This window comes from Oceanobacillus alkalisoli, assembly GCF_022213125.1.
In the GTDB taxonomy this organism is placed as follows: Bacteria; Bacillota; Bacilli; order Bacillales; family Amphibacillaceae; genus Oceanobacillus; species Oceanobacillus alkalisoli.
On sequence record NZ_JAKNRA010000004.1, the window covers coordinates 151,462 to 166,597 of the forward strand.

At 41.0% G+C, this 15,136-nt stretch carries 14 protein-coding genes; 1 reads left to right on the forward strand and 13 read right to left on the reverse strand.

Going from position 1 to position 15,136, the window contains the following annotated elements:
* Positions 1–109: 109 nt before the first annotated feature.
* From rpoZ to L3V42_RS08060, 5 genes are all read right to left on the reverse strand, one after another.
* Positions 110–310 carry a DNA-directed RNA polymerase subunit omega gene (rpoZ, locus tag L3V42_RS08040; RefSeq protein WP_235761616.1) on the reverse strand — a complete coding sequence of 67 codons (201 nt, stop codon included), beginning with the start codon at positions 308–310 and terminating at the stop codon, positions 110–112.
* Position 311: 1 nt separating this feature from the next.
* Positions 312–926 carry a guanylate kinase gene (gene gmk / locus L3V42_RS08045; protein WP_235761617.1) on the reverse strand — a complete coding sequence of 205 codons (615 nt, stop codon included), beginning with the start codon at positions 924–926 and terminating at the stop codon, positions 312–314.
* Between the two features lie 211 nt (positions 927–1,137).
* Positions 1,138–1,401, reverse strand: a complete 264-nt coding sequence (gene remA, locus L3V42_RS08050) for an extracellular matrix/biofilm regulator RemA (protein ID WP_156855510.1) — start codon at positions 1,399–1,401, stop codon at positions 1,138–1,140.
* Positions 1,402–1,532: 131 nt separating this feature from the next.
* A complete protein-coding gene (locus L3V42_RS08055; protein WP_235761618.1) occupies positions 1,533–2,414 on the reverse strand; it encodes a YicC/YloC family endoribonuclease in 882 nt (293 codons plus the stop codon).
* An 847-nt stretch (positions 2,415–3,261) separates the two neighbouring features.
* Complete coding sequence (locus L3V42_RS08060) at positions 3,262–5,919, reverse strand: cation-translocating P-type ATPase (protein ID WP_235761619.1); 2,658 nt, start codon at positions 5,917–5,919, stop codon at positions 3,262–3,264.
* 94 nt (positions 5,920–6,013) lie between these two features.
* Here L3V42_RS08060 and L3V42_RS08065 point away from each other — a divergent pair, with 94 nt between their 5' ends.
* Positions 6,014–7,720: an Rqc2 family fibronectin-binding protein gene (locus tag L3V42_RS08065; RefSeq protein WP_238471733.1), complete on the forward strand. Its 1,707-nt coding sequence runs from the start codon at positions 6,014–6,016 to the stop codon at positions 7,718–7,720.
* 464 nt (positions 7,721–8,184) lie between these two features.
* On the opposite strand, the gene L3V42_RS08070 is transcribed toward L3V42_RS08065, so the two are convergent.
* From L3V42_RS08070 to L3V42_RS08105, 8 genes are all read right to left on the reverse strand, one after another.
* Entirely contained in the window at positions 8,185–8,607 is a 423-nt protein-coding gene (locus L3V42_RS08070) for an organic hydroperoxide resistance protein (RefSeq protein WP_235761621.1), read from the reverse strand.
* Between the two features lie 204 nt (positions 8,608–8,811).
* Positions 8,812–9,678, reverse strand: a complete 867-nt coding sequence (locus tag L3V42_RS08075; protein ID WP_235761622.1) for a LysR family transcriptional regulator — start codon at positions 9,676–9,678, stop codon at positions 8,812–8,814.
* 229 nt (positions 9,679–9,907) lie between these two features.
* Positions 9,908–10,525 carry an orotate phosphoribosyltransferase gene (gene pyrE, locus L3V42_RS08080; protein ID WP_235761623.1) on the reverse strand — a complete coding sequence of 206 codons (618 nt, stop codon included), beginning with the start codon at positions 10,523–10,525 and terminating at the stop codon, positions 9,908–9,910.
* Complete coding sequence (pyrF, locus tag L3V42_RS08085) at positions 10,515–11,222, reverse strand: orotidine-5'-phosphate decarboxylase (protein WP_238471734.1); 708 nt, start codon at positions 11,220–11,222, stop codon at positions 10,515–10,517. Before pyrF ends, pyrE begins: the two co-directional genes overlap by 11 nt.
* The gene (locus L3V42_RS08090; protein ID WP_238471735.1) at positions 11,219–12,133 is read right to left on the reverse strand and encodes a dihydroorotate dehydrogenase; all 915 of its coding nucleotides are present in this window, start codon (positions 12,131–12,133) and stop codon (positions 11,219–11,221) included. Before L3V42_RS08090 ends, pyrF begins: the two co-directional genes overlap by 4 nt.
* On the reverse strand, positions 12,130–12,882 hold the full coding sequence (locus tag L3V42_RS08095) for a dihydroorotate dehydrogenase electron transfer subunit (RefSeq protein WP_235761626.1): 753 nt from the start codon (positions 12,880–12,882) through the stop codon (positions 12,130–12,132). Before L3V42_RS08095 ends, L3V42_RS08090 begins: the two co-directional genes overlap by 4 nt.
* Positions 12,883–12,910: 28 nt before the next feature.
* Positions 12,911–14,197: a dihydroorotase gene (pyrC, locus tag L3V42_RS08100; protein ID WP_238471736.1), complete on the reverse strand. Its 1,287-nt coding sequence runs from the start codon at positions 14,195–14,197 to the stop codon at positions 12,911–12,913.
* Complete coding sequence (locus tag L3V42_RS08105) at positions 14,160–15,077, reverse strand: aspartate carbamoyltransferase catalytic subunit (RefSeq protein ID WP_238471737.1); 918 nt, start codon at positions 15,075–15,077, stop codon at positions 14,160–14,162. Before L3V42_RS08105 ends, pyrC begins: the two co-directional genes overlap by 38 nt.
* Between the last annotated feature and the right edge of the window lie 59 nt (positions 15,078–15,136).

Here is a 15,136-nt window from a genome sequence, read left to right on the forward strand (position 1 = left end):
ATGAAGTTTGCTAGTCCCTGCACGCTGCAGCTAGACAACAACAAAAGCGGAAGCGTGCGCTTAGGACGTACAATTCAGAAAGAAAAAACCCCGCTATAAAGCGAGGTGTTTATTCTTCTTCTGCAATATACAATTTTCCATCCGCAATCTCTTCTAGTGCAACCCCAACAAAGGTGTGGGAAGTTGGCTCTTCAATCATTGATTTTTCATCTTCCGCCAGCTGTCTTGCTCGCCTTGCAGATAGTGTGACTAATTCATACTTTGAATAAATTTTTTCCTGTAACTGGTCAATGGATGGTTCTAGCATCATGTCAATCTACCTCCAGTATTTTTCTATATAGTTTTTCCACTCGTTCTCTTTTCAGATGCTCCGCTTTGATAATCGCTTTTACCCGGTCAACAGCCTGATCGACGTCATCATTTACAACAACATAATCATAAGCATGCATCATTTCAATTTCGTTACGGGCTTCTTTTAACCGGTTGATGACAAGTTCTTCCGTTTCTGTTCCACGGCTTACGATGCGATTTTTTAATTCATCAAGACTAGGAGGGAAGAGAAAAATAAAGACTCCTTGCGGGAAGTTATTTTTCACCTGTAAAGCTCCTTGAACTTCAATCTCGAGAAATACGTCTTTTCCTTTTGCTAATGTTTCTTCAACAAAAGCCCTTGGTGTCCCGTAATAGTTATTGACATATTTCGCGTACTCTAAAAGTTCGCTATTCGTAATCATTTGTTCGAATTTTTCCTTCGAACGATAAAAATAATCCACGCCTTCCACTTCGCCCGGTCGCATATTGCGCGTCGTCATGGAAATGGAGTATTGTAAATCCGTCTGTTCTTCAAAAAGTCTTTTTCGAACGGTTCCTTTACCAACACCAGATGGTCCTGAAAGGATAAATAAAATACCTGACTCATCCTTCAATTTCTCTTCCTCCTAATACAAACTTACTCTATAAAGAAATCATCTATTGTTTTAATGATTTATTACGCATTGACGGTCTGTAAATCCCACCTCTATACACGAGGAAAGCTCAAAATGTGAAGACAGGGGATAAACAGTCCGTAAATCCGATTCTGTTCAACTAACATTCAGTTAGGATGGTAAGGAAATCCCCGCTGAATGAAGTTTCACTTTAAGATTCCTCCGTCACTTCTTCATGGTTCATGACTCGTTGCCCGACCGTTTCCGGTTGGACTGCAGATAAAACGACATGATCGCTATCCGTAATAATAACTGCTCTCGTTCTTCTGCCGTATGTAGCATCAACTAACTTATTGTTATCTCTTGCAACCGAAATAATCCGTTTAATAGGAGCTGATTCCGGAGATACAATAGAAATAATTCGATTAGCTGAAACAACATTACCAAATCCAATATTTATTAACGTCAGATTCACTTACGTTCCCCCTTATCAGCTAAAACCGTCTAATAGTATGCATTCAAAAAGATATTTTTGAACAATACCTAATATATCTATTATACTTTAATCTAACAGATATTTATATTTATATCCAATCAAATCTTTAACTACTCGATATTTTGTATTTGTTCTTTTATTTTCTCTATTTCGGTTTTCAGGATGACATCAAGCTCATTGATTTCCGCTGCTGTTGCTTTTGATCCGATTGTATTTGCTTCCCGGTGCATTTCCTGACAGATGAAGTCCAGTTTTCTGCCGACACTTCCTTCTTCTTTTAACGTGCTTTTCATTTGATTGATATGACTATGCAGTCTCGTTAACTCCTCGGTAATATCGCCTTTTTCAGCTAATATGGCTACCTCTTGCATAATCCTTGCCTCATCAATTGTACTGTACGCAGCAAGGTGATCGGTAATTCTTTTATTGATTCTTTCGCGGTAGGTTTCAATTACTTTCGGACGAATGTGTTGCAGGCGGTTCATTGTCTCTTCTAATACCTGTAACCGTTCTTTTAAATCCTTCTCAAGGAAAGCCCCTTCCGCTCGTCTCATTTCCAAAAGCTTCTTGCATGATTGTTCCATCGCTTGTAACAGATTAATTGTTAATGTTTCGTCTTGTTTCTCTTCTTCCTCAACAATAAATATATCCTCTATATTCACCAACTGCTCGATATTCAGTTCACCTTTAATTGGATAATGTTGCTTGATTTCTTCCACGCGCTCAACATACTGTCCCAATAATTCCCAGTCCACATGTACATTTTTATGAATCGATCCTTCACCTTGTACTGATATATATACTTCAATTTTACCTCGTTTAAAATAGTTTTTAATTATTTTCTTGAATTTTTCTTCGAGATAGTAAAAGCTGCGCGGCATTTTTAATGTAATATCTAAGAAACGGTTATTAACAGAACGCATTTCCACCGTTACTCTGTGTTCCGTATGTTCAAGTACTTGTTTCCCATAACCTGTCATGCTCAAGAGCATTTTCATCACTACCTTTTCATGAACAGTATTCTTATGTACTCATCTTTCGCACCTAAAAACACAAAAATAAATCTTCTTTATCAAGCAGCCGAAACCTTTAAGGCATGTACTTAGAAACGATTTAATGAATTTCATAATAAGGATTTACCGCTCCTTCGCCACAACATGTAGTTGCGTAGAATCTTTCTTAACTACATGATGTGGCGAAGAAGCCGTTTTTGTTAATTATGAAATTCATTCGATTACTTAAATAAAAAAGTTCTCCAATCTAAACTGGTGCTCGCTTTCATTCAGCGTAAGTGTGCCTAACTCCGAAACTCCCTTCTGGAGGTCCGCAGTCCAGACACCTCTCGCACCAGCCTATCCTCCCGCAGGAATCTCGAGGTGTCTGGACTGCTACCAGGAAAGGCCGAATATAGACTACTGTTTAATATTCCAGGAGTTTAATCCTTATCGTGACGGAACAATTTCTATTCAGAGAATCATCTAACCAGTTCAGTTGCCCGGGGGACGGTGACTCCTGCGGGAACAGCACGAGCCTGGAGACCCCGCAGGACGAAAGCCCGAGGAGCTCTAGCAGTGCCCAAGGATGCGCATCCGTCCACCGGGCAACTGAACGACGATTAGAGAGCGAACCATGAGAACATGCAAAATACTTACGCTGAATGAATGGAATCGTGTTTATAACTATGATGCATTATCGGCTTTATTCATTATATCAAAGGCTAGCTAACTATTTCAGGCCGAGAAAGTTGAGTTATGTATACCTTACCACGATTTCCCTTTTCTGCGTAATAAAACATACCCGGATCCCCTTGCACAAGGCAGAAGGAATACCGGGCCTGTTTTATTTCTTTGTATAAGCGAATAGTACTGTCGGTAGTAGACTTAGCACAAGCACAATCAACCAATCTAATATTCCGAGTGCAGTAGTATGGAATATCGGTTGAAGTGGTGGCCAATATATGACAACAAGCAATAGCAGGACAGATGACAGGACAGCAAATAGTAAATATTTATTTTCAAAAGGGTTCCGAGCAAAAATGGACTTCTCACTTCGACATTCAAATACATGAATGAGCTGGGCCATAACAAGTGTTGTAAATGTCATCGTCCGAGCATAAGTGAGGTTCTCAGAATCATTATAATAAGCGAACAAGAAAGCAATTAAAGAAACGAGCCCGATCATAATTCCTCTACTGACAATTTTATAACCGAGTCCTCTTGCGAAAATCCCTTCCCGCGGATCTCGCGGTTTTCGTTTCATCACATTTTCTTCTGACGTATCCATTCCAAGTGCCATTGCAGGCAATCCATCCGTTACGAGATTAACCCAAAGGATTTGCACTGGAACAAGGGGTAATGGCATTTTCAGCATCACAGCAAATAACATAACAAGGATTTCCCCAACATTGGAAGCTAGTAAATAACGAATGAATTTCCGGATATTTTCATATATATTCCTTCCTTCATCAATCGCTGCTTTAATTGTTGCAAAGTTATCATCCATTAGAACGAGGGAGGAAGCTTCTTTTGTTACATCCGTCCCGCTTATCCCCATGCTAATGCCGATATCCGCAGCCTTGATGGAAGGGGCATCATTCACGCCGTCTCCTGTCATTGCGACAACATGGCCTCGGCTCTGGAAAGCTTTTACAATCCTTAACTTATGTTCTGGAGTGACTCTAGCAAATACATAAATATCTTCAATTTGTTTTTCCAATTCATGCTGGTTCATTTGATTTAACTCACTCCCTGAAACGACCCGGCCTGATGCAGGGAGTAATTCCAGTTCCTTCGCTATCGCCGTGGCAGTATTTGCATGATCCCCCGTAATCATCACCGTTTTAATCCCAGCTTGTCTACATGCAAGGATTGCTGGTTTTACTTCTTTGCGTGGAGGATCAATCATACCGTATAATCCGATAAACGTAATCTCCGTTTCCAGAAACGCAGCGTCATCAAGCAGTTCATCTTTCCGTAATGGCCGCATACCGATTCCGATAATTCGTAAAGCATCATTTGCCATAAGGTTGATTGCTTGATTAAATTTATCTTTCCCTGCAAAATCAAGAACTTTCCTGCCGTCTTTCGTCAAATGGAACGATGACCTTGGCAATAATACATCAGGCGCTCCCTTTACGATGAGGAAACGTCTGCTGTTTTCATCTTCCACAACGACGCTCATCCGCTTCCTTTCCGAATCAAAAGGAAATTCCTTTATTAACCGATATTCCGTTTTCAGTTCTTCACTTAATCCGAACTTCCGCGCTGCAACAAGCAAAGCCCCATCAACGGGATCGCCATCGATTGTATACTGCCTATCTTGTAACTTTAAATTTGCCTGATTGCAAAGCATGCCATATCGGAGCATCACATTCAAGTTCGGATGGCCTCCATCGACGATTTCGTTTCCATTCAAAATGTCTCCATTAATCTGGTAACCTTCTCCTGTTAAATGAAGGAATTCCCCGTTCAGATAGAGTCTTTTAACAGTCATCTGGTTCTCCGTCATCGTGCCCGTTTTATCGGAACAGATTACGGAAGCGGAGCCTAATGTTTCAACGGAAGAAAGCTTCCGGACAATCGCCTTCCGTCTAATCATTCTTTGTACACCGAGGGATAGAGCAACTGTTACAATTGCCGGTAAGCCTTCTGGAATGGCTGCCACCGCTAAAGAAACACCCGCAAGGACCATATGATAAAGTGGTCTGCCCTGTAAAATTCCCAGAACAACAACTAATGCAGTAAGAAGTAAAGCGACAACAATCAAAACTTTACCAAGTTCCGCTAATTTGCGTTCGAGCGGCGTCATCAGCTTTTTCGTTGTCATCATTAAGGATGCAATTTTCCCCATTTCTGTCTGCATCCCTATTCTTGTGACAATACCGGTACCTTGTCCCCTTGTTACTAATGTTCCCATGAACCCCATGTTCAGCTGATCCTGAGGACCTAAATCGGTCTGTGTCATCGCTTGTCCAATTTTTGCAACGGGTAAGGATTCACCGGTCAAGGCGGATTCCTCGATCTCTAGGCTGTTCGCTTCAACAATACGGATATCAGCCGGGATACGGTCACCGCTTTTTATTTTTATTACATCCCCTGCGACTAGTTCACGGGAATTTACTTTTTCCCATTTCCCATTTCTTTTCACATTGCTTATAGGTGCAGATAATTGCTTCATTTTCTCAAGCGAATCTTCTGCCTTTTGTTCTTGGAAATAGCCGATGCCCCCATTTACAAGTACGATGACCATAATCGCGATCGCATCGACATATTCACCGAGAAGACCGGCAATTAAAGTGGCACCTAATAACACAAGAACCATAAAATCTTGAAATTGTTTCAAGAATAATAGCCACCGGGATTGTTTTTTCTGTGCTTCCAGTTCATTTGCTCCAAACTTTTTTTTCCGTGCTTGTACTTTTTCTTCGGTCAATCCTTCTGGAATGGTGACTTGCAGTTGTTCCTCCACTTCTTTTATATCTAATTGATACCATTTCATCTGCATTCCTCCAAGCCTTTACTAATCCACTACTACCCCATCTATATGCCGTACTCGTGTAATTAATGCTATAATACTTAGAAGAGGTGATTATATGCCATTTGACGGTATCGTTACACGAGCGGTGACAAATGAATTACAAGACGCTCTGCTTCCAGGTAAAATTTCAAAAATTTATCAGCCTACTGCTCAAGAACTTATTTTTACGATTCGCAGTCAAGGAGTAAACCAAAACTTACTCTTTTCGATACATCCAACATATACGCGAATCCATCTAACAAAGAATAGTCTCGTTAATCCGAAAGAACCGCCAATGTTTTGTATGGTACTCAGAAAGCATCTTGGAGGGGCAACGATCAATTCGATTGAACAAGATCGCTTGGAGCGGGTCATAACCTTTTCTTTTTCAACAAGAAATGAAATCGGAGACCAAAGTGAAAAGCAGCTGATCATCGAGTTGATGGGAAGACATAGTAATGTCATTCTCGTTAATGAAGAAACTGGGAAAATCATTGACAGTATGAAACACATTTCCATGGCACAGAACCGCCATCGGACTATTCTGCCAGGACATGACTATTTGAAACCACCGGAGCAAGATAAGCTGAATCCATTGGAAATTGCTGGAGAGGACTTAATAAAACGGATTGATTTTAATGCTGGTAAAATAGACGGGCAGCTTGTCCAAAATCTTACAGGCTACTCCCCTTTCATCACGAAAGAAATAGTAAGAAGGGCTAAGCTTGGTGATATGGCTATTTATCAAGAGAAATTTGAGGAAGTCAATCACGACGTTGTTCAAAAAAACTTTAAACCAACAATTTACACTAACGGGCGCGAAGATTACCACGTCATAGAAATTACAGCAGAGAAATTAGAAAGACAGGAATTTGTTACGGTGAGTGACATGCTGGACAGTTTCTACTCCGGAAAAGCTGAAAGAGATAGAGTCAAACAGCAAGCAAAAGATCTTTCCCGATTTATCCGAAATGAAATAAACAAAAACGAACGGAAATTGAAAAAGCATTACCAGACATTGAAAAAGGCTGAAAAAGCTGATCGCTATCAAAAATACGGAGAGTTATTAACCGCTCATCTCCACCTGGTAAAGCCTGGTGACACAGTTGTTACAGCGACCGATTATTATGACCCGGAACAGAATAAAGTGGAAATCGAATTAAACCCGCAAATTTCACCGAGTGAAAATGCCCAGCGCTTTTTCAAGACTTATCAAAAGTTGAAAAACTCGAGGAAAATCGTTCAAATAGAGATTAAAAAAACAGAAGAAGAAATCGATTATTTTGATCGCCTTCTCCAGCAAATTGAAGTAGCAAGCGAAGATGATATTGATGAAATCCGCGAAGAACTTAGAGATGAAGGTTATTTAAGAAAACAACGGACAAAAGGTCGGAAGAACAAGGTGCAAAAACCTGTACCAGAAACATTTATCGCTTCGGACGGAACAGCGATTCTTGTTGGCAAGAATAATAAACAAAATGAGTATTTAACAATGAAGCTCGCACGCCGAGATGAAATTTGGCTGCATACAAAAGATATACCTGGGTCACATGTTGTTATTCGAAGTACGGAGCCGAGTGAAGAAACGTTACGTGAAGCGGCAAAACTTGCTGCTTATTTCAGTAAATCCCAACATTCTTCTTCAGTTCCGGTAGATTACACGCTAATTCGCCATGTAAAAAAACCAAACGGAGCGAAACCAGGCTATGTCATATACGACAACCAAAAAACCTTATTCGTTAACCCTTCCGCCAAGTTCGTGGAAGAACATAGACAGAAATAGTAAATCGACAGAACAAAGGCGCAAGCGCCCTTACAGGCTAAGTACGCGATCGTCTTCGCAATGCCTGTACTAGCACATTCTGTGCGTCGTAGCAACGTACAAACTGTGCCTTCTAGGATGGGGTGAACTTAATCGAACTTCCATTCTTCTCTTTGAGATAAAGGAAACTCGGGCAAAGATAGTGAGTTGATGTTGACTTTCACCACAAGGGTATAAGTGCGACTAAGCCTCACAAAGACCGAACGCCGAGTCTTCTTTATCGATTGGAGGAGTGGGAAGTTTGGGACTGCACACTGCTCGCCCCACCAAAAGATCTGCTAGTTGCTGGGCGCAGAGCCGACGTGGCTAGCCTTGGGTATCTAAGTTATCCACAGCATTTTTATTTTATAGTTTCCTATGCAATAAAAAAGTGCAATAAAAAAGGATTATTCCCTCTTCTCGGAATAATCCTTTTTTATTGACTTTTATTCTACTGCTTGGGGGATTAATTTAACGTCTACGTTTCCTCTTGTCGCTTTGGAATATGGACAAGCTTGATGAGCTGCTTCGACCAGTTCGTCGGCTTCTTCAGGACTAACACCGCCGATTTTAACCTTCAGCGTCACACCTATTTTATTGCCGCCGTCGCTTTCATCCTTCATAAAACTAACTTCAGCAGTTGTTTGCGAATCAATTTGTTTATCTTTTTTAGAAGCCATGAGGTTCAACGCTCCATCGAAACAAGCGGAATATCCAGCCGCAAATAATTGCTCTGGATTCGATCCTTTTCCATTCTTATCCTGCAACGGATTAACAAGTTCAAGATCCAGTATGCCGTCCGATGATTTCACATGACCTTCTCGTCCATTTTTGGCTGTTGCACTTGAAGTGAAGAGTACATCACTCATTAACTACCACTCCTTTTCTAATATAATATATATCTTCCACATTTACAGGAAGATAAAACATTATATAGAACGAAACTTCATTCAGTGGGCGACCTTACTTCTCCAGCTGTATATTAGTTGAACAGAATCAGCGATTTACGGAATGTTTACCCCACTTTCACATGTTGGGTTTCCCTCACTTAGAGATGGAGGTATTACAGACTGTTAATGCGTGAGAAATTTAGTAGAAGTCAAGGCCTCAATAAAACGATTCACTTGGGGAAGCTGGCGCGCATCCTCCTGGTAGCAAACCCATGTATCACGGGTAACACTTTCCCCGGCAAGCATCAGTGGCAAATGCGGATATTCTTCCATCATAGAATCCGACACACTCTTTGGCAGAACTGCCATTCCTATTCCCTGTTTCATGAATTGCTTACATGTTTCAATCTGATCTACCGTCATCGTCTTGAGCGGCTTAATTGATGCCTGCTGATAATAAAGCCAGTTATCAACTAATTCATGCATGCTATCATCGCTTTTAAAGGAAATCAATGGCCGTTCCTTCACACCATCTTCTGGAAATGGCTCAGTATCAAAAATATAAAGCGGGTCAGCAAATAGACGTACACAAGTGCTTTCCTTTAATTTATCGCCTCGGATAATGCAGACATCATAATTTTTATGATCAAGGCGAATATCTTCACTAATACCAGTTACAAGGTCGATTGCAACTTTTGGAAACTGATTGGTGTATGCACCGAGGATCTTTGGCAGAAAGCGTTGGCTGATAAGTGAAGAACAAGCAATCGACAAGGTACCCTGCACTTCTTTACTAGACTTCGCAAGTTTATTTAACACGTGTTCTTCCCTATCAATTACTTCTTTTGCGTGTTCTAAAATAATTTCACCTGCTGGGGTGAGTTTTAAACGCTTGGATGTTCTTAGAAATATTTGTACTCCGAAATATTCTTCTATGTATTTTAAGCGCTGAGTAACAGCCGGTTGCGAAATAAGGACAATTTTTGCAGTGCCGCGAATCGTACCTATTTCATTTAATTTGATCAACAGTTCATAATCCGTGATTTTCATGTTAACACCCTTATTTGATTTCGATATATCTATTATAAAGGAATCACGGCCAAGATTCAGTAAATCAGGACAGGGGAAAACTGACAGTTTCATGAATTTACATTTAACTATCGCAAAGTAGCAAAGCAAATCACACTTATCACCTTGCTGAATATAAATAACTAGCTGTCCAACTACGAAAATTGAGTTAACAAATAAACCGAATGAAAGGGTCTCCTTTCACTCGGTCTTAGTTTAATGTATTCCGCCAGTTTAATAGCTCGTGCATTTCCTCCTTACTTAATTCACCGCTGACCGTTAATGCTTCAAGTAGTTCATCAAAATTTGTCACGGTTTCGTGAATGAGGTTTGCTGCACGAAAGTTATCCTTTGCCTTTTCTAATCCGTAAGAAAAAATAGCTAATACACCAGCAACATCTGCCCCAGTAGCGGTAAGAGCTTTCGCAGATTGAATCGCTGAACCACCCGTCGAAATAAGATCTTCAATGACAACGACTCGCTGACCTGATTCAATGATTCCTTCAATTTGATTTCCTTTACCGTGGGCTTTCGGCTTGGAACGTACATAAACGAGTGGTAAATCAAGTGCAGTGCTTAACCATGCGGCATGAGGAATCCCTGCTGTAGCACAACCAGCAATTACATCCGGTTTCCAATTATTTGCTTCTAATAGTGAAATAAATCCTTCTGTAACTTTTTTGCGGATGGCCGGATATGACATAATCAACCGGTTATCACAATAGATGGGTGATTTTACACCGGAAGTCCAAGTGAAATAGTTCTTCGCATTAATCTGTACTGCACGAATATCGAGTAAGTCACGCACAAGTTCTTTTTCAATTACCATGTATAAAAGTCTCCTTTATCGCTTCCTGATAAGCTGCTTTCGGATCAGCTGCTCTTGTGATGCTTCTTCCCATCACAAGATGGTCGGCCCCTAGTCGACTTGCTTCAGCAGGAGTTGCAACCCTTTCCTGATCATCTTGAGAAGATGCTGCTAAACGGATCCCTGGTGTTACAGTCAAAAAGTCTTCTCCGCATAAGCGCTTTATTTCTTTTACCTCATGAACAGAACAGACAACACCGTCAGCCCCACTTGCTTCAGAAAGACTTGCCAATTTCGTTACCTGCTCATCTAATTTAAGCTGCAGCCCTAATTCCTGTTGCATCGACTGTTCACTCATCGATGTCAGTATCGTAACTGCAAGCAGCCTTGTTTGATCTGCCCCACCTGCAAGCAAGCCTTCTTTCGCCCGTTTCATCATATCGGAACCACCAAGGGCGTGCACATTGACAATATCAACATCCAATCTTGCTAAATTCTTCATGGCCCGTTCCACTGTTGTTGGAATATCGTGAAGTTTTAAATCAAGGAAAATCGAATGATTATCCGCCTTTAATTTTTCAATCATTGCTGGTCCTTCCCGGTAAAAAAGCTCCATCCCTACTTTTACCGGAACTCCTTGCAAATGATGACGAGTAAGGAATTGTTCCGTTTCCTGCCAATCCGGGAAATCTAACGCAAGATAAATTAAGTCTGTCATCCTGTTACCGCCTTTCCGATCGCTTCCTCAACCGAGCTGAAGCCATATTTCTGCAGTACTTTCGGTAACTCTGAAATTAGTTCTGGAAGGATAAGTGGGTTCTGGAAATTTGCTGTTCCGACTGCAACTGCACTTGCTCCAACGAGCAGGAATTCCAGCACATCTTCTGCCGTTTGAATTCCTCCCATGCCGATAATCGGAATGTTTACTGCTTGTTTCACTTCATAAATCATCCGGACTGCAATCGGCTTAATCGCCGGACCGGAAAGACCGCCTGTTTTATTTGCAATGAGCGGACGTTTCGATGGAAGATGCAGCTGCATGCCTGTTAATGTATTAATCATCGTGAGACCATCTGCTCCAGCTTCTTCTACTGCTTTTGCCATGGCAACAATATCCGATACATTCGGGGAAAGCTTCACATAAACTGGCTTATCACTTGCTTGCTTTACCTTTTCTGTTACATGTTTGGCCATTTCCGGATCTGTTCCAAACTGAATGCCGCCTTCCTTCACATTCGGGCAGGAAATATTTAATTCCAGCGCATGTACATTCCGTGTTAGATTAAATTTAGCTGCTACTTCTTCATATTCTTCAACCGTGCTTCCAGCAACATTCGCTATAATAGCTGTGTCATAGTTTGCAAGAAATGGTACTTCTTCGTTAATAATCCTGTCTACACCCGGATTCTGTAAACCGATGGCATTCAACATTCCACTGTTCGTTTCGGCAACTCTTGGTGTTGCGTTTCCTGGACGCTCTTCTCCAGTAGCGGCTTTCATTATGACAGCACCAAGTAAGCTCAAATCATAAAATTTACTGTACTCTTTTCCAAATCCAAAACAGCCAGAAGCAGGCATGAGAGGATTTTTTAATTTTAAGCCGGGTAATTCGACTTGTAAATGGGTCATAACATAACCTCCTCAGCAGCAAAGACCGGTCCATCATGACAGATCTTTTTATAGCTACCTTCTGTTGCTGTCGGGATTACACAAGCTGCACAAGCACCAACTGTACAGCCCATTCGTTCTTCCAATGAGATATACCCGGTTTTGTTTTTCATTTGTTCAGTTAACGCGCGCAGCATTCCGGTCGGCCCACATGCATAATAGGCATCAAAACCAGGAATGATGTTTACAGCATCCGTCACAAAGCCTTTCATCCCATAAGATCCGTCATCCGTTACAATAATCGTCTCTCCTAAGCTCTCAAATTTCTTTTCATAGAAAACATACTTTCCAGATTGAAAGCCAAGAATCGATTTGACTTCAATTCCTTGCTCCTCCAATCGTTTACCGAGATAATACAGTGGTGGAACCCCAATTCCCCCACCGATTAGTAATACTTTATCAACTTGGCCTGAATCTAGAGGAAAACCATTACCATTCGGCCCAAAACAATCGACTTCAGTTCCAGGAATGAATCCAGCAAGTGTATCTGTTCCTTTTCCCATAATTTTGAATAACAGTGTTATTTCCCCATTTTCTCGGTCAATATCTGCAATGGAAATCGGTCTAGGCAGCGTATGATTCGGTAAGGCAATGGAAATAAATTGACCTGGATTTGCTACTTTCGTTATATAATCATCTTCCAATTTCATTTCAATCGTATCTTTTGCAATTTCTCGTATTTGTAAGAGTCTCATTTTAATTTTACGCATGTTTATCCAGCCTCATTTTTGTATATTCTTATGTATGAACGATGTCTGCTTCGTCCTGGTATACGACTTTTCCCTCTGCGATTGTCAGTACTGGATTTCCAACTACGTTCCAACCATTAAATGGTGTGTTTTTACCTTTTGAATAAAACGTATCTTTATCGATTGTCCATTCCTCGGTTAAATCGACGAGAACGATATCTGCAAAACCAGCGACTTCGAGGCGACCATAAGGCAGCCCAAAAACTTCAGCTGGTTTAATCGTCAAGTAGTCAACGAGCTGCTTTAAGCTTAATTTTCCTGATTTTACTAAATGCGTGTAAAGCAGTGGAAAAGCAGTTTCGAGCCCCGTAATTCCAAAAGGCGCCTGCAAAAATCCGAGGTCTTTCTCATATTCAGCATGTGGTGCATGGTCTGTCGCTATAAAGTCGAGTGTACCATCGAGCAACCCTTCGAGTAACGCTTCTTGATCTTCTTTTGCCCGTAATGGCGGATTCATCTTAAAGTTTGCATCATCTGATAAAATAGCTTGTTCATTTAGTATTAAATGATGTGGTGTCACTTCAGCGGTTACATTAATCCCCGCTCGCTTTGCATCACGGATGACACGCACAGATTCTTTCGTACTGACGTGGCATACATGATAATGACACCCGGCCTTTTCAGCTAGTAGGACGTCTCTTGCAATTTGCACGGATTCACTGATTCCAGGTAGACCCGGCAAATGAAGTCGCTCACTCACTTCGCCGTCATGAACAACTCCGCCATAAACAATTGAATTATCCTCACAATGGGCCACAATCGCTTTACCAAGTTTCGCGGCACGCTTCATTGCTTGGAGCATAAGGTCTGCCGTCTGCACGCCTACACCATCATCCGTGTAGGCAAAAGCTTTCGTCAAGCTTTCTAAATCTGTAAGCTCTTTTCCTTCGAGACCTTTTGTTATGGATGCATAGGGTAGAACGCGGACAGCCGCGTCATCTTCAACCTTTGTTAGAACATTATCTAATCTTCCCTGGTCATCTGGGACTGGATTTGTGTTTGGCATAGCAGCAACTGTCGTAAAACCACCTCTTGCTGCCGCCTTTGTTCCCGTTTTAATCGTTTCTTTATGTTCTCCGCCGGGCTCTCTTAAATGGATATGGAGATCAATGAACCCTGGCAAGGCCAGCTTTCCTTTTCCGTCAATTACTTCATCTGTACCGATACTTAAACAGTCAGCAATTTCCGATATTTTATTACCATCAATCCGTATTTCTTTTTGAATTATTTCACCTGTTTCAGATAGCAGTTTGATATTTTTCAATAACTTTTTCATTTAAAATGCCCCACTCCTTCAATAGGTTGATGATGATTGCCATTCGCACGTAAACACCATTATTCATCTGTTTAAAGATTCGTGACCGTTCACATTCGACTAAGCATGAGTCAATTTCTACTCCGCGATTAATCGGTGCCGGGTGCATGATGATTGCATTATCTTTCATCCTGCTCTCCCTCTCCTTTGTTAATCCATATTGCTTTAGATAACCATACGTGTTCATTGAATGTTCATGACGCTCATGCTGAATCCGTAAGAGCATGACGACATCACATACTTCTACTGCTTCATCAATTGGAAGATAAGGAAATTCTAATGCGTCTCTTTCCATTCCTTGTGCTGCACTTAAATATACTTCGGCCCCAAGTTTCTGTAAGCAAGCAGCATTGGATCTTGCTACTCTGCTATGTTTGATATCTCCGGCTATCGCAATTTTTAAGCCCTTAAATGTTTTAAATTCTTGATAAATCGTTAGTAAGTCAAGCATGGTTTGAGTCGGATGCTCTTTCGCTCCCGCTCCGCCGTTTATTAATGGAATGGACATTTTTCCTTCTAATTCTTCATACCAATCATCATCTTCGTGACGGACGACTAAGAAGTCAGCTCCGATTGCTTCAAAAGTCTTCGCTGTATCGTAAAGTGATTCTCCCTTTAATACAGCTGAATTTTGCGCGTGAAAATCCAAGTTTTCTATCCCTAATTTTCTCTCTGCTACAACGAAGCTCATTTTCGTTCTTGTACTCGGTTCAAAAAATAAGTTTGCCGCAAATAATTGCTGTTCAAGTTTGTATTCATTGCTTCGAAGCTTTTCCGCACCCTCTAAAATGGAATGAATTTCCTCTGTTGTCAATTGGTCTACTGAAATAAAATGTCTCATCTTTCTCCCTCCATTTTTTCGAATAGATAATTTTGGCATAAAAAAATCTTCTCGCAAAA